This window comes from Rhizobium sp. AB2/73, from assembly GCF_020871915.1.
Lineage (GTDB): Bacteria > Pseudomonadota > Alphaproteobacteria > Rhizobiales > Rhizobiaceae > Rhizobium > Rhizobium dioscoreae.
Genome location: NZ_CP067073.1, coordinates 331133 through 353569 on the forward strand (window position 1 = coordinate 331133; position 22437 = coordinate 353569).

Below are 22437 nucleotides of genomic sequence, written 5' to 3' on the forward strand. Positions count from 1 at the left end.
TTTCATGCGGCCTTTCTGGCCTTCGCATTGGCCGCCGTTTCGGCGAGTTTCGTCAGCTTCTGATCCGTCGCTTTTTCTTCCTCCAGCGTCTGCTGCAGGAGAGTGACGGCATCCTTCAGATCGAGTTGCGTGGCCCATTCAATCAGCGTGCCGTAGCGGGCAATTTCGTAGTGCTCGACGGCCTGCGCCGAAGAGATAAGACCGGCATCGAGCGCGGGCGTGCCTTTGAACTCCTCGATGATCTCGTCGGCCTCGGCGATAATGCCCTGGATTGCTTCGCAGGTCTTTCCGCGCGCTGGCTTCCCAAGCAGCTCGAATACCTGCTCCAAGCGTTCCACGTGGCCCTGGGTTTCGTCGCGGTGATGAAGGAAACCTTGTTTGCCCTCCTCCGCCTGTGCCGCGCGTGCCATCTTTGGCAATGCCTTTAGAATCTGCTTCTCGGCATAGTAGATGTCTTTCAATGTTTCCAGAAAGAGATCATTCAAAGTCTTCTCGGATGCCATCTGGAGTCCTCCAACATTTTTTGAGAAAAGATCATTTTGAAGCAGCGCGCCGATGGGCCGGTCTTTTGCGCGCGATGTCTTCTCCTTTGGGTTCTTTTTGAGATCTTCATTGGTCTCACCCCCCGAACAGACGGCCAGAAGATTGGTTCCCGTCTCATTCCTGGAAAAATGTTGTCAGCACCGCCCTGAATGGAAAATTGCTTTCTGACCTAGCGATGCGCCAACGCAAACGCCACGATGTCGTCACCGTTGCGCGACTGCAAGCCGCCGTGCCCACCAGCTGCAACGACGACATATTGCCTTCCGTCTGAGCCAAGATAGGTCAAGGGGGTGGCGTTTCCACCTGCCGGCAGGTGAAACTGCCAGACGACCTTTCCCGTCTTGCCATCGAGCGCGCGGATATATTGATCCGTCGTCGCGGCGATGAAGATCAAGCCGCTACGTGTCGCAACACTCCCGCCCATGCTGAATATTCCCGTGGGCAGACCAAAGGGCCGACGCAGTCCAAATGGCCCCATATCCTCCGTCGTTCCAAGGGGACGCTGCCATGCGACCTTTCTCGTCAACAAATCGATCGCCTGCATCTGACCCCAAGGGGGGCGGGTACAAGGAATGTCAAGCACACCGAGCCAAGCTTTGACGACAATGGAAAAAGGCGTGCCATGCTCGGGATTATTTTGGAAGTCAGGCTGCGGATATGGCTGCTTCCATCCGCCCCATGGCGCGAAGAGCCCTTTGGCGAGAGCAGACGCATAGGGCAGCATCTGCAGTTGAAACGGCATGAATGTCGCATTGATAAACAAGAGTTTGCGTTCCGGATCGACCGTCGCGCCATACCAATCGGAGGTCCCGTCGAAGGCCGGCCAGCCGATGGTCGGTTTCAATCCTGGCGGCGTAAACAAACCGTCGTCCCGCATCCGCCGAAAGGAGATCCGGCAGAGAAGCTGATCGATGGGAGTTGCACCCCACATATCCGCTTCTCGAAGCTTGGGCGCGAGCAATTGCGGCATGCCGGTCGAGAAGGGTTGTGTGGGCGAATAGCGTTCGCCCGGTATATCGCCCGGCGGTACCGGCCGCTCGTCGACCTCGGCCAAAGGATGGCCATCGCGGCGGTCAAGGAGAAAAAGCTGGCCCTGTTTGCTGGTTTGAACAAGCGCTGGGATACTACCGCCCCTATCGTCGGGGAGATCGACAAGCGATGGCCCCACGGGAAGATCGAAGTCCCAGAGATCATGATGCACGGTCTGAAAATGCCACCTCTCCTGCCCGGTAGTAAGGTCCAGCGCCACCAGCGAGCTTGAGTAGCGGTCGTCGAAAGATCTGCGCTGCCCTCCGAAATAGTCCGGAGTTGCGTTGCCCAGGGGCACGAAGACGAGGTTGAGCTTTGGATCGGCCGTATAGACGCCCCAGCCGTTCGGCGTTCCACGTGTATAGGTTTCATCTGCGCCCAACGGCTTATTAGCGGGATTCTTTCCCATGTCCCAAGACCATGCAAGTCGCCCGGTGTTTGCGTCAAAGGCACGTATCACGCCTGAAGGCTCGCCGACGGTCTGATTGTCGTAGACCCATCCTCCCAGAACTATACGCCCGTTCAGGACAAGCGGCGGCGAGGAAATGAAATGAAACCCTGGCGGAACCGGCCCCATGTGATCGCGCAAATCGACCATTCCCCGCTCACCGAACCGCGCGCAGGGCTTGCCCGTATCGGCATCGAGTTCGAATAGCCTTGGAAGATCCGATGCCGTCGAGATTATGCGGTGCGCGCATGGTCCCGAGGATGCCATGGACGAGGCGTCGTAATATGAAACCCCGCGGCAAGCTTGATAGACATTGTGCGACATGTCGCCGCCCGGATCATAACGCCATTTCAGCTGTCCCGTCGTTGCATCGAGCGCGATAACCTCGCGATGCGGCGTGCAGAAATAAAGGCTATTTCCGACCTTTATCGGGGTCGCCTCAAAGCTGAACTCCCTGCCTTTGGAATTCTCACCCGGCCTCGGCTTGTCGCCTGTCGAAAACGACCAAGCCTGTTCCAAGAGATTGACATTGTCAGGCGTGATTTTGTCGAGAGACGAATACCGGTCTCCCGCCGGCGTGCCTCCGTAGTAGGCCCAATCGCCTGCTGAACCAGCATCGCTCTGATCTCCATCCATGAGCTGCCAGTGGGCGGGATCGCCGAAATTGATGGTTCTGGCTTCGCTGATCCGATAACCCGAGCCAAAGACGAAGATCAGGATCGCCAATGAAAAAACGAGATTGGTGACAAGGATTATTCTTGCCCTTGCCAAGCGCTCGATGCGACCGGCAATCCAAGGGGACCAGATCCATAAGCCAAGAACCGCCGGAGCGACCAGTCTCGGGATAAGCGCCCAGCCATCAAAAGCGGATTCGGTCAGAGCCCATGCCAGCGTCCCTATCAGCAATACCGTGTAAAGCCATGGACCGAAGACGCTTCCCCTGGACAACAGCACTGCAACACATAAAAGGATGATACCAGCTATCAGATAATAGGAAGTGCCGCCGAGTACGAGCAGCCATGCGCCAAGGCACGCAATGGTGATGCCGATTAGCCCGACGAGACAGGCCGTAAACATGAAAAGAACGCGCATCAAGCTCCTCCCGTTGGCGCAAAGCACGGTCAAGCGTTCAACCGGTTAGAAGAAGTGAGCCATCTCACTTGTTCTCGGAGGCAAGCTCTCCTGGCTTGAATCTCCCTGGCTTGGCTTCTTGTGAGGGAATGGCCTCCGACGACGTGGGAGCTGGGCGGGTTTCATCCTCCGACTCCGGCACCACGCCGGCATGATGGTCATCAGACGATGTTTTCGGGAGATCTTCGTCACGGGCCTTTAGCTCACGTTCCGCATCCAACCAATGGCGCAACTCCTGCCCATTCGGCTTTCCCTCCATTTCCCACCTGGCATAGGCAGCCTTTCTGATGTCCTCTTTTGTCATCGGAGAGTCCTTTCACAGATACCGACATCCAACTGCGCCGGAGCCGCGGAGTTCCCGAATGGACCATGTCCTCAACGAATCCGGTCGGCGATCGATTATGGGAAATCCTTCTGTATTTATGCTGGCTCATGCGCAGGGGGTCGAGCTAACCATCGCCGTTATCATTCCGCAGACAGAAACTCTTCGACCGTCACAATTTCGGCCTGTACGGAAAATCGCCTTTCAAACAGCGTCAGCGCTGCGTCGTGCGCATCGTCATCACCACTGCATACGGCATCCCTCAGGATGATAACGCCATAACCGAGATCAATGGCGCCAAGTGCCGCGGCCAGGACGCAGACGTCCGTCTCTCCCCCGCTTATGACCAGAGTGTCGACGCCTTGACGGGACAATATCCGATGGAGACGACCATCCACCCACGGCGAATAGGTGAATTTGTCAAATATGCGCGCCGGCGGCGTCAAGGCTCGAAAGACTGGAAGCACGTCTATCAACTCTTGAGGCAGCTTGCCGGCGGTCATCATATTCCATTTCTCGTAATAGGCCCGCCATTTGCCGGGCATGATGTCCGGCTGTGCTGGTGGCATGAAGCGCGTGAAAATCGTCCGCTCGGGAAATCGCCCCGCCACCTCCACAACCTGATCCAGCGTGCGGGCCATCCAGGGCACCTGCCAGGGTGTTGGTTCAAAGAACATGCATTGCATGTCGATGCACAAATGCAGCCAGGTTTTCATCCCGCCATCATCCAGCAAACAGGAATTCAGCCGCGATATTTGCCCTCGTTCATGTCACGCGGATCATAATTGAGATCCCAGTCCTTTTCGGGTTCAGTCGATCCAGGTGGGGTCTTGTTTACAGTTGCGTCGCTGGAACCGGTAATGACCCTTGGCTTGGCGCTCGCAACACCGTCGCTCTGGCTGCCATGCAACAGCTTTCGATACTGACCTTTGGCGTCCTGAGCGGGATCTCCCCTCTTCTTTCCGCCTGGATTGTTCGATTTGGCCATTGTGACACCTCGCTTGTTTGTCGGAACTCATTGGAAGCTGGATTTCTAATGTTCGGCCGAGCCCGGGCGGGCTGTTTTTGCATGCTGGTGCGCCAAGATGCTGGCCGGTGTTATGTTCGCCACCGCAGCTTGAAGCTTGTTCTTCCAGCCGCTCACGACATCCGCTTCACCGTCCATCATCGCATCGAAGCCGATCCTGGCGACTTCCGCAGGACTATCCTTGCTTGCCTGGCCTATTTCCGTGTCCATCAAGCCGGCCCGCTTGAAAAAATTCGTGTCCGTTGCCCCAGGCATCAGGCAACTGACCGACACGCCGGTACCTTTCAATTCTTCCCGTAGCGCGAACGAGAAGCTATTGATAAAGGCCTTGGTACCATTGTAGATCGCCTGGTAAGCGCCCGGCAGGAACCCGGCAATCGAGCCGGTCAGCAGAATGCGGCCATTGCCCCGGCTTCTCATCTGATTTCCGACGTGCTGGACCAGATACACGGTTCCGACGATATTGGTATCAATGACCTTTCTGACGCGGGTAAAGTCTTGATCGAGAAATTGCCGGCCCAACCCCTGTCCGGCATTTGCCATGAGCAAATCGACTGGCCGACCGCTCGCGGCGATGCTTGCTAGAAGCGCATCAACTCCGGATTGTGTCGAAAGATCGGCCTGCACCGCCTGAACGTCGCCGCCAAATTTTCTGAGTTGGGCGGCTGCGGTTTCGATATCGCTTTCGTCGGCCGCCACGATGAGATTGTAACCGTCCTCGGCGGCGCACGCCGCCAGTTCATAACCGATACCGCTCGAGGCGCCCGTGACGACAGCCAGTCCATTTTTCAAAGCCCGTTTGGCCATAAGCCTGCTCCTTCTCAAGGTTTGAGCACGACTTTCACGCAACCGTCCTGTTTGTCGCGAAAAAGCTTGTAAAGGTCAGGCCCATCTTCAAGGCCCCCGCGATGCGTGATGACGAAGGAAGGATCGATTTCGCCCTTTTCGATACGTTCCATCAAAATGGGCAGGTAATGTTGCACCGGCGTCTGAGCCATCTTGAAGGTCAGGCCTCTATTGATCGCCGACCCCATGGGAATCTTGTCGAGATATCCGCCGTAAACGCCGACGATCGATACGGTGCCGAAGTTGCGGCAACAATGGATGGCCTGGCGCAAGACGTGGGGCCGGTCCGTACCCATGAAGGTCGCGACCTTGATGCGATCCCATCTCGAATCCCAACTGGCGGAAGCCTCGGCCTCGGTTCCCACCGCGTCAATACATGCATCGGCACCACGTCCTCGGGTCATTTCCATGATACGGTCATAGACATCTTCTTGCAGGAAATTGACCGTCTCGGCGCCGCCAGCTTCAGCCAATAAAAGACGCGCTGGAACGGTATCGATGGCGATAACGCGTTCAGCACCTAGCAGGAAAGCCGATCGGACGGCCATTTGACCCACCGGGCCACATCCCCAGATCGCGATCGTATCGCCTTGCTGAATACTGCAGAATTCTGCCGCCATATAACCGGTCGGGAAGATATCGGAGAGAAACAGGACCTGTTCGTCATCCAACCCATTTGGAACCTTGGCTGGCCCGACGTCACCATAGGGAACGCGCAGATATTCGGCTTGGCCGCCGCTGTAGCCGCCAAGGAGGTGAGAATAGCCGAACAGGCCGGCTGGCGAATTTCCCCAAAGCTTCGTTACCTTCGAACGATCGGGATTTGTCCGCTCGCAGCCGGAGAAGAAACCGCGCTTGCAAAAAAAGCATTCGCCGCAGGCGATCGTGAAGGGAACGACCACGCGGTCTCCGACGGCTAGCGTCGAAATCCCCTTGCCGACCTCGACGACCTCCCCCATGGTTTCATGACCCATGATATCGCCGCTTTCCATGGCGGGCATCACGCCATCATAGAGATGGAGGTCGGAACCGCAGATCGCGCACGCGGTTACCTTTATGATGATGTCGCGTTCATCTTCCAACCGAGGATCGGGAACACTCTCGCACCGTATGTCATGCTTGCCGTGCCAGGTCAGTGCTTTCATCGGTTCCTCCAACATCTCGATGCTGCGCCAAACAACCGGCCTGCAACGATGTTCCCATGCGACCGAAATTTGGCGGCCGGAGCTCACGACTGAGCAACCGAGGGGATACCCGGCGCACCATCGCCGGTATCGATTTGGGGAGATGTTCGACTGCTGCAAATCCTCGACATCCGCAAAGCCTGTTTTGAAAAAGGAACTTTCGAGTCGGAAGGAGGTTTGGATGTGAAATGCTGGTTTCTAGCGCAGGGAAAGTGCTGCCATGCCCGTCTTCGAAAAGGGAAAATTCGGTGCTTTGATTGCCTATATCATATTGGCGGTGCTTATCGGCTGTGTGCTGGTCGCGGGGGCCCTTTTCTTTCATCGACATGAGCCACAACGGCCCGGTCAGCCCTCGCCCCATGCCCTGGATCAATCCCAATAGTATGAAGAAAAAGCCGGTGACCGTTCGATCGCGATCGGCGTCTCCCGCCAGACGCGCCATGAATCCAATCCGGCCTAGCGGCCCTTGAATTCATGACGCGCCTCAGGAGGCGGCTCGCTAGCGGATTTGCGAGCCAGGAGGGACCGGCGTTGACTTCCCTCCGGCGGCCGAACCCTCATGAGCGGGATTTGTTCCTGAATGGAGATAAATATCGAACCAATACCGGGCGGATAAAATGCTGCGCAGATCACGCTCGGCTTCAGGCGCGAAAACCCAAGGCTCTTGGTCCTCCAGCGGCTAAGATCTTCTACACCACATTGTTCAACGCCGAGGCCAGCATTCCCGCATGCTCCGCGACCAGTTTCGCTGGTACCGCCATTGGTTCGGAACAGCGCAGGCGGTACCGACGGCCGCTCGCCGATAAATCCACGCTTTTACGGCAACCATCCGTATCGCTGCAAGTTGGGAGGAAATGGAGGCCGAGGCGGTTCAAAACACTGTACAGTCAGGCAAGGAGTTTGTAGGTCGTCTTGGTCCTGACATGGAAGCGATATCATGGTTCGCAGCTACAGCAAGATGTTTGCGGGCAAGCGGGTACTCATCGTCGAAGATGAGTATTTGCTGGCCGACGAAACGCGCCGCCAGCTCAAGAAGTTGGGAGCGACTGTCATTGGCCCCACCGGTCGTGTTGACGTTGCGCTGGAACTGATTGATGACGAGAAGATAGATGTTGCTATTCTCGATATATATCTCGACGGAGAACTGGTGTTCCCAGTTGCGGAGAGACTACAGGAGCTCAATATCGCTTTCATCTTTGCTACCGGATATGATCCTTCCATCGTACCCGCGTCGTTCAAGGGATTTTTATTGAACGAAAAGCCTTTCGAATTGGAGAAGATCGCACAAGCGCTCTTTGGTCCGCGCCCTATCGGTATGTGAAAATAAGGTGTCGCATCTGATCTTGCAGCCCCCTGACGGCGACGTGGACCGCCGCCCATGAGCTGGGAGGGGTGAATGTCATTTCTCCTCCGTCAGGTCGAGTCAACATCTTCGACAGTTCTACATCGAAGCAGGCGAGTATCGGGTCCCGCGCCATCGAGGCTTCATGGTTGTTCACGGCGTGCCACCGCGCCCAATTTGATCTCTACGTCAAAAAAGCGGACATAAACTTCCAAAGACTTCGTCCCCACTTCGTTCGACACATGAACCTTTGCTGGCTTGTAATCTTCTGACCGCCCGGCTCGCTCGGCCGCGTTGATGCGCGTGGATCAGCTTTGCATTCACTTTGAATTCACGCAGAGCGAACTATGATCGGATAACCTGAGCTAGGCTGGCCAATGAACGATCCGACACCTGCATATAGTAAAATGTTTTCCGGCAAACGGCTCTTGATCGTCGAGGACGACTATTTCCTTACAGAACGGACTAGCCGGAAGTTGTGTTCATTGGGAGCTATTCTGATCGGCCCGATGACTGATGTCCCGCACGCTCTCGATTTGATCGAAGGCGATCGGGTGGATGCGGCGATTATCGACATTCGGCTTGATCCAGATCTGGCGTATGCGATGGCTGAAGCGCTTGAGGAAGTTGGGCTTCCCTACGTATTTGCCATCGCGGATAACCCGCCCCCTCAATTTTCCGGCTTCGTCCTACGGGAAAAAGTTGATGATATCGAGCATATCGCCACGGCGTTGTTCGGTGCGCGACGGCTCGATGTCTGAGAACCGGAGTGTCAATAAAGGTCCTCATCAAGCTGCGCCGCGAGCTGCTGACGAGCTCGGTTGATGCGACTTTTTACGGTGCCTATCGCACAACCGAACTTCGTGGCGGCATCTTCGTAGGAGCGGCCTTCGATCACCACATACTCCAGTACTATACGATAGTGTTCCGGTAGGCGGTTGCACGCCCGCTGCAGTTCCTTTGCACGGATCGTCCATTCCTGCGACGCTGGTGCGACGCCAAAGTCTGATATGCATTTCTTGTTACCCGGAGCCTCGCGTTTGGCGATGCGGAACTTTGTGCAGAATGTGTTGCGCATGATGGTGAATAGCCAAGATTTCAACCGGGTGTCAGGATCGAACTGGTCGATATTGGCCAGAGCTTTCGTCAGCGTCTCTTGAACCAAGTCATCGGCATCCGTCGAATTTCGGTGAAATGTTCTGGCGAAAGCGCGCAGGGCTGGAATGAGCTCCACGACTTCAGCCTGCAAACGATTGGAACGGGACAAGTGGATCACGGTATTCTCCTTTGCCGTATCGCTCATTCAACAGCTCTGCTCCGGATGCAGACCTGACGTCTCGAGCGACGCCAGATGCACCCTGTCGTTGATTTCACATGAAGTTTACTTCGCGTGGTGACATTCGCCGCATTAGGGAAATGACCCAAGAGCATTCTGAGGTCCACTCAACGCTTTCACACTTCAAAGGAACGGCTCCATGCCCAGCATGTTCCATGAAATAAGGGGAGAATCTTTCGGATGGCTGCGCATCCTATGCGGCCCTTCCAAAGACGGCACACGAGACCTCGGCGATGTTCGGTATCCAAATCCGTCGGGATCTCGGAGGCGAAAGCAAACCCGGAGCATTCATGCGCCTAGACGCTTCACCCTTATCTCCCGTCCTGCGGGCAAATTCGAGGAGGTTTTTCAACCATAAAACGATGGGTGCTGCACCGCAGGAGATATACCTCCGGTTCCGGATTTTGCAGCATTGTAAAACCCGCGCTGCGCAGCATCGCCTCCGTCGCCGCCTTGTTCGGTATGAACCAGTTTGTCGGATCCCCAGCATAGCGATTTTCGACGAAGAACAGCTTCGGATAATCAGGACGGCTGAAAATCTCTTTGTCCTCGAAGTCGTAATCGTCTTTCAGTTTCGGTGTATCGTCGACTCCGCGCTGCATGCATTGAAACAGCATCAGATCCTTGACGACATGCTCGCGAAGAAGGTCAAGCGCCAGGAGAGGATGACGCAGATGATAGAGGACGCCCATGAAAATAACGAGATCAAACTTCTCGCCTAGCTGTGCGACCTCATAGACGGACATTTGCCGGAAGTCGATATCAACGTCGGCCTGCTTCGCCACGAACGCGGCCTGCCGCAGATAATGCGGATCCGTATCGATCGCCACCACGCGGTCTGCATTGCGCCGTTTCATCTCAAGCGAATAAAATCCCGCGTTGCAGCCGATATCGAGAACGGTCTTGCCCGTCAAATCCGCGGGAATGACGTCCTTGAAGCGCCGCCATTTAAAGCTCGGATAATCCCCGAGAAAATGATCGGGCGCCGTTTCGATGCCCCTTATCCGCAGATTGTGAAACCATGGCGCCAGTTCGGCAATCTGGCGCCGCAACTCCTCTTGGCTCTGCATGATCACGCTCCGATTGAAAGACCGGTCGGACGCCGGATCGGCACAGCCTTACGACGTGCACGGTGGATAAATTGCGGTTCGTGAAGCGCCTGACGAAACCAGGCAATGGTATAGTCCAGGCCTTCGGCGAGAGGGACCTTCGGCTCCCAGGACAAGAGCTGCTTTGCCCGAGCTATGTCAGGCCGCCGGCGCTGTGGATCGTCGGTAGGCAACGGCCGATAGGCGATGCTCGAGTTTGTCGGCACCATCTCCAGGATCATATGCGCAAGTTCCTTGACGGTGAACTCGCCGGGATTGCCGAGATTGATGGGCAAGCCGGCGTTTGGCTGCACATTCATCGAGCGGATCAGGCCATCGACCAGATCGGACACGTAGCAGAAAGATCTCGTCTGGCTGCCATCCCCGTAAATCGTCAGAGGCTCATGCTGCAGCGCCTGGACGATGAAGTTGGAGACGATACGCCCATCATTGGGCTGCATGCGAGGGCCATATGTATTGAAGATGCGCACGACGCGCGCGTCGACGGAACCCGCACGCAGGCTATCGAAGCAAAGGGCCTCCGCGGCACGTTTTCCCTCGTCGTAGCATGCGCGCGGTCCGATGCAATTGACGTGACCCCAATAATCTTCCTGCTGCGGATGCTCCTCCGGATCGCCATAGACCTCGCTCGTGGAGGCCTGCAGGAAGGATGCGCGGTGACGCTCTGCCAGTTTGAGGAGATTCCCCGTTCCGGCCACGCTGGTCATCATCGTGTGTATAGGGTCGGCTTGATAGAATGGCGGAGAGGCCGGGCACGCCAGATTGTAGATTTGATGAAGCGGCTCGGCGATCTCGAGCTCTTCGCATATGTCATGCTCGATAAGCGTGAAGTTAGGGTTATTTTGCAATGGCTTGATATTATCGGGCGAGCTTGTCAAAAAGCTGTCGACACAAATGACCCGATGGCCGCCGGCCATGAGCGCATCGCAAAGGTGAGAGCCGACAAAGCCTGCGCCTCCAGCAACGAGAATGTTCTTTTTGATTACCTGCCGCATGCAATTTCTCCTTTGGATTGCTACGCTAACGCACGTTGGCCTACTCGATTTTGCGGCAGGCCCTCCGCCAGAAGGTTCGCCAACTGCCTGGCGCGGGCACGGCCGGTGTGATTACCATGGACGATGCGCCGCGCGAGATCCGCCATTCCGCGCCTCGCCTCCTCCGAAAGGCCGGTCAGCGCGCCGACGACATCTGCCGTGTCATGCGCGATCAAGATGGAACGATCTTGTGGGAAAAGCTCATCGAGGCCGCGCCAGAAATCGCTGATGATCGGCGTGCCGCAAGCGGCCGCCTCAAACAGGCGCACGCTCGGCGACCAGCCCGCTTCGATCATGTCGGATCGGGTAATATTGAGGGTAAATCTTTGCCGGCTGTAGAAGGACGCATGATCGGCGGGCGCGAGATGTTCGATGCGAGTTACGTTCTCGGGCCAGTCGATATCAGCGGGAAATTGCGGCCCGGCAACGATAAAGCGCATATGCGGCAGCTGCCGCGCCGGCTCTATCAGAAGCTTCTGTAATTTCTCCTGCCGGTCGCGGCTGTAGGTGCCAAGATAGCCGAGATCCCAAAAGGGTTCCTCGCCCGTATTCCTGTAACGCCGCTCATCGACGGAGCAATAGAGAGCCTCCGCGCGTGAGACGCCAAACTCCGTCATCAGCCGATCGAGGACACCTCCCCCCGAAAAAGACAGGTAGAGATCGAACAGCGGCATTTGACGTCCGGCGATATATTCCTGGTCGTCCTGTCCAAGTTTCGCAAGCGTGACCGGTGTGTCGATATCATAGAAGCATAAGAGCCGAGGCTTCAGCGCGGCAACCGTATCGATCACCGCTACGCCATCCGGCACATAGGAACCGATGATGACGGCATCGGCGGCGGTCAATCGCCGCTCAAATCGGCTCCTGAGTTCATCCATACTGTCGTAATAAGAAAGCTCACAGAAATCCGCATCGAGAAGGTCTCTATGCGCGGCATACCAGGGAACATCCCGCTCGAGGAAAAGCACGTGATGTCCTTCGGCATGGAGGCCTCTGATCAAGGAACGGAACGTGGTTGCATGACCGTTTCCCCAGGAGGAAGACAGCGAAAGGCCCAATATCACGATATCGAGTGCACGGCTCATTCGGCGGCCTCCTTGCTTGCGAAACGGGACCTTAGGAGTTGATCGACTTCGATAGCCCGATGTCGGTACGTGTGCGCGCCGAGCACCCGCGCGAGCGCTCTTTTGCCCGTCTCTGCCGCACGTTCGGGTGTCAAGCCGGACAGGATTTCACATACATCCCGGCCGTCACGCACAACGAACACCTCCTCGTTCGGCGTCAGAAAGTGGTCAATTCCTTCCCAATAGTCGGTGATCAGGCAGGCGCCGGCCCCGGCCGCTTCGAACACGCGTGTGGCGGGTGAAAAGCCGTTCTCGGCCATGCTCTCGCGCGAGATGTTGAGCACCGCTTTCGGCGTCGCGTTAAAGGCATTGTGATCGCGGGTCGGCACGTGCCCGATATAACCGACGTTGCTCGACATCGGTTTGTCGTCCCAGCCCGCGCCACCCAGGAGAAAGCGCTGCGAAGGCATAGCTGCGGCCGGCTCGAGAAAAAAGGCCTCGACCCGTGCTTCTCGATCGGGCAGGCGGTTGCCAAGGAAGCCAAGGGTCGCCTCGAAGCGGGGATCGGCGGTGACGGGATGATGTGTCTGCGGATCAAGCGCGTTGTAGATCGGAATGCATGCGGGCGCGCCAAGCCGCCGGTATTTTTTTATGACAGGCTCCCCGCCGCCATAGGTCAGAATCAGATCCAGGTCGGCAAGTGCCTTGCGAAGCGGATGATCCGCGGATGTCTGCATTTCGGCAAGCGTCGCCGGCGCATCCACATCCCAGAAAATTTTCAGCGCCTCCGGCCGGGCAGCCGTCATGACCTCCTGCAAAAGCAGATCGTCCTCGAAGCCGACGCCGCTCGTCTTGATGACAATATCGGCAAGGGCCGCGTCGACCGCAACCTTCTTCAAGGCAGCAATCGTCCCATCGTAAACGACCACCTCGCACCATTCCGGCGGATCGATATCGCGATGTTCCTGCCGCTGATAGACGTCCGGCTCGTAGAAGGTGATACGGTAACCCCTGGCCGCCAAGGCCTTCAGCAGACCGCGATAATAGGTGGCCGCACCGTTCCAATAGGCCGAAAGAAGGCTCGAGCCATAGAAAGCGATCTTCATTCCGCAACCTCCCGCTTATCCACTGCATTGTGCCGATCCAGAATGTTCAGGAGTTGGTCCACGCGATGACCGCAGGTGTGTCGGGTGCGTATGCGCTCCAGGCCGGATGCAATCATCGCATCAGCGAGCGCCGGGTCCGAAAGGACATCACGAATGAGGCGGGTCATTTCATCGCCGGTTCTGGCGACGAGAAAATCCTTTCCGGGCCGGAAAAGCTCCTCGCAATCATTCCATGGTGCGGATATCAGCGGAATTCCGCAGGCGAGCGCCTCGAAGACACGTATCGTCGGAATGCCTGGCAGGGATTCAACATAGGGGCGACGGGGAATATGCACGGTCACGCGGTTTTCGGCGAAGGCTCGCGGCACGTCGGCATTGGCGATCCAGCCGCCGTAATTGATGTCGGCGTTGCGCAGAGCGTCGAGCGCTGTCGGAGGATAGCGCACACCTCGCACGGTGGTCCTCAGTGCGTCTTTCCCAATACGGCTGGCAGGCTCGATCAGAAAGCGGCCGATCTCGGCGCTGCGTTCATCGTCGCCCCAATTGCCGATCCATATAAGATCGCCCTTCTTTTCCATGTCGGGCATCGGCCTGAACAACGCCTCGTCGGCGGCTTCGTGCCAAGTGAAGACATCGTTTCCCCATCCGGCCTTGAGGTAGCGCTGACGCAACGTCTCGCCAAAGGCGAGAATGAGATCATAATTCTCAAGATCGAGACCTGCGATTTCACTCCGTGCCGAAACGGCGCGATGGTGCGTGTCATGGAAGATGAGGGTGAAGCGCCCGCCGATCCGCCTAGCTCTACCAAGGCGCTGGACGAGTGCGGGATCCGTCCACTCGTGGACGACGACGACGTCCGCGTCGCCGATCGCCTCCTCGTGATCGAAGGCCCTGTCGTAGGAGAGTGACGTCAGCTGCGGAAATGTGCGACGGAAGGCTTCCAGCGCCCGCGGCCCCTGATCCATGAGGAGATTGCGGCGGCTCCAGGAATCGGAAGGCTCCAGGGCGATAGCACTATGACCGCGCTCGAGGAGCTCGCGCATGATTCCGCGCAAGAAATGCGCATTGCCATGGTTCCAATCAGAAACGAGAGAGTGCGTGTAGAATACGAATTTCATGGATGCACCGCCTCTCTCTCCTCGGCATGCTGCATGGCGCTTGCGTAAACATCCAGAAGCGACCGGCACTGATGGTCGAGCGAATAGGCCCGCGATCGATTCTGTGCTGACATAGCCTGCTCTTTCCGCAGCCTTTCGTTCTGCGCCAGCAAATCGATCGCATCGGCAAAGCCGGCGGCGTCGTGGGGATCTGCAAAAAGCGCTGCCCCGTCCCAAAGCTCGCGATAGGTCGGAATATCCGCCAAAACGAGGGCAGCTCCGGCACGGGCTCCCTCAAGCGCAGCCAGTCCGAAGGGTTCGTAGAGTGAGGGCGACACGACGATACCGGCCTGAGCCATAACGGCAGCGACCTGGTGATGATGCAATTCCCCTAGCTGAACGGCATGCTTGATGGAAAAATGCTGGCCGGACGGCCCATCCACAGTCCCCGCCATAAATATCTTCGAGCGCGAGAGGCGTGCGGCCTCATCCAGTACGGCACAATTCTTGCCGTCATCCCACCATCGGCCAACGGCCAGGGCAAAATTCTCCTTTGGAGTTGACCGAGCAGGGAGCTCGCTCGAATTATGGACGACCTCCAAATGGGAAATCGGCCCGTAACACGTTCGGAGCGCATGCGCATGGCTATGGCTCGGCGCAACGACGATATCGGCGCGGTCGAAACCTCGCCGGTTGCGCGAGAATTGCCATCTCCATGGATCGGGGACATCCGCGCCGCGCACGGATTGAAACCATGTCACCACGCATGAATGCGAAACAGCTACCACAGGCAGATCGATGTCGAGACCGGCAGCCTGCGACGGAAGATTGAGGTGAAGCAAATCTATCGAATAATGATCGACAAGGTGTTTAAGAAGATGAGGAATGATATCGAGCTCATCTTCATTTCCCACCGTCCAATCCAGGGGAGCATCCAGCCAAACCAATGGCCCGACTGCGATTGCTTCCTGCTCCTGTTCGGAGGAAGGCGATGGCCCAAATCCGGCGAACACCGTGTTGATGTCGAACCGCTGCAATCCCCTGGCGAGATCCATCGCGTATCGCCATACGCCGCCGACGGCATCCAGCGTCATGAGAACCGTCCGCGGCTTGCGAGCGTTAAGCCTATAAACCGGCGAAGGCATCAAATTGGATTGGCGGACATCGACCTCTCCATTCATGCCGAGGCCCTCCGAGCACGATAAGCATCGCCTAAGCGGTTGCTCACGAGCCAATCGCAAAGATCTCGAACGCCGCTGCGCCATGATATTTCAGGCGCCCAGCCGATGGCTTTGTGCAAGGCGCTGGTGTTCGTGACGAAGTAAAGCTGATCTCCAACGCGCCAGTCGGAATGCATTGTCGCAATCGGCCTGCCGATGATCCTTTCGATTTCCCTGAGCACGATGCGAATGCTCACGGCATTATCAGGCCCTCCTCCCAGATTGAAGGCCTTGCCCTTTGCTTCATCGATCGAGCTCAGCAGACCCCGATAAGCGCGCACGGCATCATCGACATGTAAGATATCTCGCACTTGTCGGCCGTCGCCATAAATCGAAATGGCTTCGTCGTTCAGCGCCCGGATCAGGAAATGAGCGACCCAGCCCTGATCTTCGGTGCCAAACTGTCGTGGGCCATAGATACAGCTCATGCGCAAAACGGCGGTAAGCGAACCGAAGGACTTGGCATAGTCGAGGACATATTGATCCGCGACCCCCTTGGAGCAGCCATATGGCGTGCAGAAATTCAGTGTGCGATCCTCGTCGAAGCCGTGCTCGCGCAGCAATTCGTCGGCGGGTATGTAGCGATCTTCCAATCCGGCCATCGCGATATCATGAATGTCGCCGTAGACCTTGTTCGTACTCGCAAAAATGACCGGTGCCCTGTTGCCGGCCTTGCGCACCGCTTCCAGCACATTGAGCGTTCCGCGGGCATTTGTCTCGAAATCATGGACGGGATGGTCGAGGCTGGTCGTCACCGCCGTTTGAGCCGCAAGGTGAAAGACCGCTCGTGCCCCCATGAAATAGGGCGCGATGGCATCGAAGTCGCGGATATCTGCGATTGCCGATTGAACGCGATCTCCATGATTGCTTTTCAGCCAGCGAAGATTCTGCTCGACGCCGGGCCGGCTGAGATTATCGAGGACGATCACGTCCTCACCGTCTCTGAGATAGCTGTCGGCGAGATTGCTTCCGATGAAGCCGCTGCCGCCAACGATAATGATGGGGCCTTCGGGTAATCTCATGATATGAGCCCTCGTTCCTTGAGATGCCGGGTCATCTCCGCGTTCCTGTCGATAGCTTCTGTCGTCAGAACCCAATCCGCAAAGGACTCGAGCGATCCATCGAGATGGTAACGCGGCTCGAAGCCGAGCAATTCTCTCGCTTTTGAAATATCGGCGAAGCAATGACGGATATCGCCGCTGCGGGATTTGCCGGTAATTTCGGGCGCCAATTCCGGGGTTCCCATGGCGGCGGCAAGCAGCATTGCCACCTGCGCTATGGTATAGGCTTGGCCGCTGCCGATATTGATGACGTGACCCGCCGCCGGTTTGCGCTCCAGTGCCAGGCGAAAGGCGCGCGCGACATCGCGCACATGAACAAAGTCGCGGCGCTGATTGCCGTCCTCGAAAATCATCGGCGGCTGGCCATTGGCAAGGCGCGACGCGAAATTTGCGAGCACGCCCGTATATGGATTGGAAAGCGCTTGACCGGCACCAAAGACGTTGAACAGGCGCAACGCCACTGCCTCGATGCCATAGGCGCGGCCGAAAATAAGCGTCTGGCGCTCTTGCGCATATTTTGTCAGCGCATAGATCGAGACCAGATCGACGGGTTTCTCCTCATCCGTCGGCGCGGGAAGAAGCTGCTCACCATTGGGGCTCAGCGGATCCCACAGACCTTCAGCGAGACGGCTGACATCGCGCCTTATATAGCCGAGGCGATGACCTACCGGCGAGACATACATGCCCTCGCCATAGACGCTCATCGAGGATGCAACGACAATTCGTCTGATCGGAAGGCCGATCATGGCTTCCAGAAGAACGGCGGTACCGAGATCGTTGGTACCGACATAACGGGCGATCTCATACATGGATTGGCCGACGCCAACTTCAGCGGCCAGGTGGATGACGGCGTCAACGCCTTTTAGAGCTTCACGAACCGCACCCTTGTCGCGCACGTCAGCACGAACAACATCCGCTGTATCCATGACCTGCTGAAAGCCGGAAGGACCATGCACCTGATCGATCAGCGCATCGAGAATGCGCACCTCATATCCATTTTCAAGCAGTTCTTCAGTGACATGCCGACCAATAAAACCGCATCCACCGGTGACGAGAACATGTGACATTGAACACCCTGGGCTGTTGAGTTGAGAGCTTTTTGATCGCCCCCTAACAGTGATCCCAAAGGAATGTTCCTGACACTATGACATCATTATCTTTGTAGACTTCGTCCATGATGCGCTACGATTTCGCCCGTCTGGTGACCTCCCTGTACCTGCCACCAAGCATCTTCATCATCTTCTGGAACAAGCCATGCGAATGCCAGTTAGGCACGCGTCTTAGATCCAATTCGACGATCGGATGGCTAGAACTCCCAGGAGAATATGAATGAACGCGATCACATCAGTGCAGGCAGACGACATGAAAGCGGCCGTCGTGACGGGCCCTGGGCAGCTGCACGTAGAACGCTTGGCTATGCCCGAACCTGCCGCCGGTCAACTACGTGTGAAATTGGAAGGCTGCGGAGTATGCGCCTCGAACCTGACGCCATGGTCAGGCCCGGAATGGATGCGGTTTCCGACGGAGCCAGGAGGACTGGGACATGAAGGCTGGGGGACTATCGATGCGATCGGAGATGATGTCGCCGGTTTTGCTGTTGGTGATCGCGTCGCGACTTTAAGTCAGCATGCATATGCCACCTACGATCTCGCCGATCAGGGCAACATTGTCCGGCTACCCGCCTGGCTCGATAATCGGCCGTTTCCGGGAGAGCCGTTGGGTTGCGCCATGAATATTTTCAAGCGATGCGACGTTCAACCGGGGCAGTTCGTCGCCATCGTTGGAATTGGCTTCCTCGGTGCCTTGCTGACCCAGCTGTGCGTGGCCGCCGGCGCGCATGTCATCGCGATTTCCCGAAGGCCATTTTCTCTGGAGGTCGCCAAACGCGCAGGGGCGCTCGAAACCATAGAGATGACGGACCATTGGCAGATTATCGAGAAAGTGAAGCAAGTGACGCGAGGGCAATTCTGCGATCGCGTGATCGAGGCCGTCGGTAAGCAATGGCCGCTTGATCTCGCAGCCGAACTGACGCGCGAGCGTGGACGCCTTGTCATTGCTGGCTATCATCAAGATGGCCCAAGGCAGGTCAATATGCAGTTGTGGAACTGGCGAGGGCTCGATGTCGTCAATGCTCACGAACGGGATTCGGCCGTTTATGTGCAAGGCATTCGCGACGCGATCGCGGCAATCGAAGCCGGTCGGCTCGATCCATGGTCTTTCCTGACTCACCGTTTTCCGCTTGAGCGGCTTGATGATGCCTTGAACATGACACGGGACCGGCCCGACGGCTTCCTCAAAGCCCTGGTTATATACCGATGAGCATCCGCGACGAACACGCTGGCCGTGGCCGTGTCAACGGCCGCCTCCGGCTTGGCTTTCTGGGTGTCGGCTGGATCGGCAGGCACCGCATGAAGGCTATCCTGGACACCGGGTTGGTCGGAAAGACGTTCATCTGCGACCCATCGGCGGAGATGGCGCGAACAGCTGCAGAACTTGCCGGGCAGGCCAAGATCGTACCTCGCTTCTATGATCTGCTCGCCGAACCGCTCGATGGGATCGTCATTGCCACCCCCAGCGCCTTGCACGCAGAGCAGACCGTTGCTGCTCTTGAACAAGGCATTGCCGTCTTTTGCCAGAAGCCGCTGGGCCGCACCCGAACCGAAGTCGAACAGGCGATTGCGGCGGCCCGGAAGGCGGACCGCTTGATGCAGGTGGACCTTTCCTACAGGCACACGAAGGCCATGAGCCTCATCCGTGACCTGGTTCGCAAAGGAGAGCTCGGCCGGATCTTCGCCGTCGATATGGTTTTTCATAACGCCTATGGGCCCGATAAACCCTGGTTCTACGACAGGCGACGCTCGGGCGGCGGCTGCGTCATGGATCTTGGGATCCATCTGGCCGACCTGGCGTTATGGACTCTCGATTTCCCGGCCATCGCCGGGGTTCAAAGCTGTCTTCTTCGAAAGGGGACTCCGATCCCTCCGGGCAGCAACGATGTGGAAGATTTCGCCTTCGCCACTATAACCTTGTCGAATGGCGTAACTCTCCGATTGGCCTGCTCCTGGGGCCTCAACGCTGGTTGCGATGCTGTTATCGGCATAAGCTTCCACGGAACGGAGGGAGGGGCCGTCATGCGGAACCTCAACGGTTCTTTCTATGATTTCGCCGCAGAACGACATAGCGGAACACGCACCGATCTCCTTGTCGAGCCGCCGGATGATTGGGGCGGCCGGGCGGCGGCGGCCTGGGCAACGCACTTGGCCAGAGACAACAGCTATGACCCAGCCTGCGAAGGCCTCATCAATTCTGCCGCGGTTATTGACGCGATATATGCCGCCGGGAGCGACGGCATCGGCAAATAGCGATTTTATGCAAGCAGCTGGAACCCGTGCCCCTCAGGCGAGTTCGATGCGATCTCAATGCATCAACTTATGGATCGCTACGATGCAATCGGGTGAAAGCCACGGCTCAGGCGCGTCGACGCAAGGCTCGGACGTTCTTTCCGAAACGACACTTCCGCGCTGGGTGGTTCGTTCATTGGCCGATAACGGCATCACCCGCTGCAACGAGGCTGCCGGCATGACTGACGACCAATTGCTGATGCTGAGAGGTGTCGGCATCCAATCCATCAAACTCATCAGAACGGCCCTGGGATACCGGACTGACATGCCTCGCCCGACTTCCGACACACCCCCATCCGCCGATGAGCCGTCAGCCATTAAAGATGGCGGAACGATCGGCCAGTAACGTGCGGATGCGCCCTTCGTAGCGCGCCACGGCATTCGTCAGGCGTCCTCGTTCGACAATATCCTGGCTTTGCGCCGCCAAAGACCAAAGGCCGATCTGAAATCCCAGATAACATGCCTCGAATACGTCAAGCACATCCTCGCGCGCATCGCGACCGCTTTCCGTTGCAACGATCTGAGCCAAATGCAGCCGCTGCGCCTTCGACAAGTCGAATTCCACGCAGGCGCCCGCGATATCCCAGGCGACATCCTGGCATCCGATGAGGTCATGAGAGGCATTGTGATCGAGCGCATCGGTTTTCATCAAACGGCCGTGTTGCCGCCTCACCCATTCCCATCGGTGAAGCCGATTATCCGTATCCGTCCGCCGCAAATATTTCGTCAGACGATGCGGCCGGCCGATCAGCCGCTCGACGTGATCGGCGATCTCGCTTCCGAGGGCTTCCCTGATATTGAGGACGGCCATATGGCAAAGATCGGACAGCGATGCTCCTCCATGTGCAGCAGGAAGGTGACCTGCCCGGAAACCAAGATACTGGCCGATCTGCTCAACCATTTCCTTTGATGCCGGCCCCGCCGCCATTGGAGAGCCCTCTACCCACGGCTCGACAATGAAGCCGTGGCAGGTGCCGAATACCGGTGGCGTGAAGCCGGCCTCGCTCAACACCCTGCCTCTTGCCTGCTTGATTGCCGCATCGCAAAGCCCCGCAAATTTCACCAGATAGCGCGCCTCGCCGTCCGACAGCAGAAATTTCAGCTTTTCCTGCCGCCTGTAGCTTGGCGGCCAATTCTGCGGATCCCCATAGCAAAGCTTTCGCCACTCGCCTCCCGACAGGTCCTGCCAGGAATCTCCGCTCACGCCCAGGAGCTCGCAAGCCCACGACTTCAGGCTATGTTTCCGTTCCGGCACATCCAGGATCAGCTCGTGAACATCGACGACATGGGGCTGCCGCTGCCTCCACCGGCGAAGATGCATCTTGCTGACCTGCCCACCTGGTTCGCCCTTGTGACTTGGAAAAAAATGAAGGCGCTCGGCAGGGATGCCATTCGTCTCGAGCCAATCGGCGATGCAGCCAAATGAACTGCCCGACAATCCGGGGCCTTCATCGACTATGGCGAAATCCGTATCGGATCGGTTCAAAATATAATTTTGCAAGGTTTCCCCTGGCAGCACGTGCCGGCGGAAAGGATCGCCGGTCGGCCGCAAGGAATAGGCAGGCCTCGAGCCGAGCGCGGCCGCGACAAGCGCGCCAAGGCCGACGCCGATACTGCGCACGCCGATCACCACGGTCTCGGAGGTGAGGCCTGAACGCAAGGCCGCCTCCAGAAAGCTCTCGGGATAGAGCGCATAATGGGCATAACCTTCCGGCCGTCTTATCCGAATGGGTTCCTCAAGCCCGAGGCGCTCCAGCAACGCCTTCCAACCGGCCGAATGCGTCAGAGTTCCGGTGAAACCTCCTTGCCACGACTGCAGAATCATCCGGGCTTGCATGAGCAGCAGCTCCGCACCCGCATTCTGCGTATCGGAAATTTCATCGCAGCCTCTTTGCTGAAACTCACGATCGGCAAGCCCCTGGACGAGTTCGCCAGTCATAATGAAGGTTTGCACCAGCAGTTCATGGCGATGGCGATCTGGCCTCATACTTAAGCAAGTCATCATGCCATCTGCGATCCGGCGGCATTTCGATGCGGCTTCCTCGACACGCTCCATATCTCCATAGACCAGCATCTTTGTACCTCTTCAATCCGAGCCATATCGAACGCGCGAAACCGGCTTGCGATCCATTGAAAG

General features: G+C 57.3%; 23 protein-coding genes. 5 read left to right on the forward strand and 18 right to left on the reverse strand.

The window, feature by feature from the left end:
* Positions 1 to 2: 2 nt before the first annotated feature.
* From I8E17_RS27505 to I8E17_RS27540, 8 genes are all read right to left on the reverse strand, one after another.
* Positions 3 to 503, reverse strand: coding sequence for a ferritin-like domain-containing protein (locus tag I8E17_RS27505; RefSeq protein ID WP_113366126.1), 501 nt, complete (start codon positions 501 to 503; stop codon positions 3 to 5).
* 209 nt (positions 504 to 712) lie between these two features.
* Positions 713 to 3112, reverse strand: a complete 2400-nt coding sequence (locus I8E17_RS27510; RefSeq protein WP_113366125.1) for a membrane-bound PQQ-dependent dehydrogenase, glucose/quinate/shikimate family — start codon at positions 3110 to 3112, stop codon at positions 713 to 715.
* A 64-nt stretch (positions 3113 to 3176) separates the two neighbouring features.
* Entirely contained in the window at positions 3177 to 3455 is a 279-nt protein-coding gene (locus I8E17_RS27515; RefSeq protein WP_069614279.1) for a DUF2934 domain-containing protein, read from the reverse strand.
* A gap of 161 nt (positions 3456 to 3616) precedes the next feature.
* Positions 3617 to 4189 (reverse strand): cysteine hydrolase, encoded by a 573-nt coding sequence (locus I8E17_RS27520; RefSeq protein WP_113366124.1) that lies wholly within the window; start codon positions 4187 to 4189, stop codon positions 3617 to 3619.
* 26 nt (positions 4190 to 4215) lie between these two features.
* On the reverse strand, positions 4216 to 4461 hold the full coding sequence (locus tag I8E17_RS27525) for a hypothetical protein (RefSeq protein ID WP_069614281.1): 246 nt from the start codon (positions 4459 to 4461) through the stop codon (positions 4216 to 4218).
* 45 nt (positions 4462 to 4506) lie between these two features.
* On the reverse strand, positions 4507 to 5307 hold the full coding sequence (locus I8E17_RS27530; protein ID WP_113366123.1) for an SDR family NAD(P)-dependent oxidoreductase: 801 nt from the start codon (positions 5305 to 5307) through the stop codon (positions 4507 to 4509).
* 14 nt (positions 5308 to 5321) lie between these two features.
* Positions 5322 to 6491 carry a zinc-dependent alcohol dehydrogenase gene (locus I8E17_RS27535; RefSeq protein ID WP_069614433.1) on the reverse strand — a complete coding sequence of 390 codons (1170 nt, stop codon included), beginning with the start codon at positions 6489 to 6491 and terminating at the stop codon, positions 5322 to 5324.
* A complete protein-coding gene (locus I8E17_RS27540; protein ID WP_162750871.1) occupies positions 6460 to 6972 on the reverse strand; it encodes a hypothetical protein in 513 nt (170 codons plus the stop codon). Before I8E17_RS27540 ends, I8E17_RS27535 begins: the two co-directional genes overlap by 32 nt.
* Before the next feature lie 495 nt (positions 6973 to 7467).
* On the opposite strand from I8E17_RS27540, the gene I8E17_RS27545 reads away from it, so the two are divergent.
* Complete coding sequence (locus I8E17_RS27545; RefSeq protein WP_069614283.1) at positions 7468 to 7851, forward strand: response regulator; 384 nt, start codon at positions 7468 to 7470, stop codon at positions 7849 to 7851.
* 398 nt (positions 7852 to 8249) lie between these two features.
* On the forward strand, positions 8250 to 8633 hold the full coding sequence (locus tag I8E17_RS27550; protein WP_113366122.1) for a response regulator: 384 nt from the start codon (positions 8250 to 8252) through the stop codon (positions 8631 to 8633).
* Between the two features lie 11 nt (positions 8634 to 8644).
* Here the strand turns inward: I8E17_RS27550 and I8E17_RS27555 are convergent, their stop codons facing one another.
* From I8E17_RS27555 to I8E17_RS27595, 9 genes are all read right to left on the reverse strand, one after another.
* Positions 8645 to 9175 carry a sigma-70 family RNA polymerase sigma factor gene (locus tag I8E17_RS27555; RefSeq protein ID WP_069614285.1) on the reverse strand — a complete coding sequence of 177 codons (531 nt, stop codon included), beginning with the start codon at positions 9173 to 9175 and terminating at the stop codon, positions 8645 to 8647.
* Between the two features lie 344 nt (positions 9176 to 9519).
* Positions 9520 to 10278: a TIGR04290 family methyltransferase gene (locus tag I8E17_RS27560; RefSeq protein WP_069614286.1), complete on the reverse strand. Its 759-nt coding sequence runs from the start codon at positions 10276 to 10278 to the stop codon at positions 9520 to 9522.
* 2 nt (positions 10279 to 10280) lie between these two features.
* Positions 10281 to 11312 (reverse strand): UDP-glucuronic acid decarboxylase family protein, encoded by a 1032-nt coding sequence (locus I8E17_RS27565; protein ID WP_112722088.1) that lies wholly within the window; start codon positions 11310 to 11312, stop codon positions 10281 to 10283.
* A gap of 20 nt (positions 11313 to 11332) precedes the next feature.
* Positions 11333 to 12436: a glycosyltransferase gene (locus I8E17_RS27570; RefSeq protein WP_113366121.1), complete on the reverse strand. Its 1104-nt coding sequence runs from the start codon at positions 12434 to 12436 to the stop codon at positions 11333 to 11335.
* The gene (locus I8E17_RS27575) at positions 12433 to 13521 is read right to left on the reverse strand and encodes a glycosyltransferase (RefSeq protein WP_069614289.1); all 1089 of its coding nucleotides are present in this window, start codon (positions 13519 to 13521) and stop codon (positions 12433 to 12435) included. The genes I8E17_RS27570 and I8E17_RS27575 overlap by 4 nt, the downstream gene beginning before the upstream one ends.
* A complete protein-coding gene (locus tag I8E17_RS27580; protein WP_113366120.1) occupies positions 13518 to 14639 on the reverse strand; it encodes a glycosyltransferase in 1122 nt (373 codons plus the stop codon). The genes I8E17_RS27575 and I8E17_RS27580 overlap by 4 nt, the downstream gene beginning before the upstream one ends.
* A complete protein-coding gene (locus I8E17_RS27585) occupies positions 14636 to 15712 on the reverse strand; it encodes a glycosyltransferase family 4 protein (protein WP_113366186.1) in 1077 nt (358 codons plus the stop codon). Before I8E17_RS27585 ends, I8E17_RS27580 begins: the two co-directional genes overlap by 4 nt.
* 83 nt (positions 15713 to 15795) lie before the next feature.
* Entirely contained in the window at positions 15796 to 16860 is a 1065-nt protein-coding gene (locus tag I8E17_RS27590; RefSeq protein WP_113366119.1) for an NAD-dependent epimerase/dehydratase family protein, read from the reverse strand.
* Positions 16857 to 17966: an NAD-dependent epimerase/dehydratase family protein gene (locus I8E17_RS27595; protein ID WP_113366118.1), complete on the reverse strand. Its 1110-nt coding sequence runs from the start codon at positions 17964 to 17966 to the stop codon at positions 16857 to 16859. The genes I8E17_RS27590 and I8E17_RS27595 overlap by 4 nt, the downstream gene beginning before the upstream one ends.
* Before the next feature lie 262 nt (positions 17967 to 18228).
* Between I8E17_RS27595 and I8E17_RS27600 the strand changes: the two genes are divergently transcribed.
* The 3 genes from I8E17_RS27600 to I8E17_RS27610 all read left to right on the forward strand — a co-directional run bounded on the left by I8E17_RS27600 (position 18229) and on the right by I8E17_RS27610 (position 20646).
* Positions 18229 to 19218, forward strand: coding sequence for a zinc-binding dehydrogenase (locus I8E17_RS27600; RefSeq protein ID WP_113366117.1), 990 nt, complete (start codon positions 18229 to 18231; stop codon positions 19216 to 19218).
* A complete protein-coding gene (locus I8E17_RS27605) occupies positions 19215 to 20261 on the forward strand; it encodes a Gfo/Idh/MocA family oxidoreductase (protein ID WP_113366116.1) in 1047 nt (348 codons plus the stop codon). Before I8E17_RS27600 ends, I8E17_RS27605 begins: the two co-directional genes overlap by 4 nt.
* Before the next feature lie 82 nt (positions 20262 to 20343).
* On the forward strand, positions 20344 to 20646 hold the full coding sequence (locus I8E17_RS27610; protein ID WP_113468378.1) for a hypothetical protein: 303 nt from the start codon (positions 20344 to 20346) through the stop codon (positions 20644 to 20646).
* Here the strand turns inward: I8E17_RS27610 and I8E17_RS27615 are convergent.
* Complete coding sequence (locus I8E17_RS27615; RefSeq protein ID WP_229002252.1) at positions 20611 to 22374, reverse strand: hypothetical protein; 1764 nt, start codon at positions 22372 to 22374, stop codon at positions 20611 to 20613. The genes I8E17_RS27610 and I8E17_RS27615 overlap by 36 nt on opposite strands.
* Positions 22375 to 22437 lie beyond the last annotated feature (63 nt).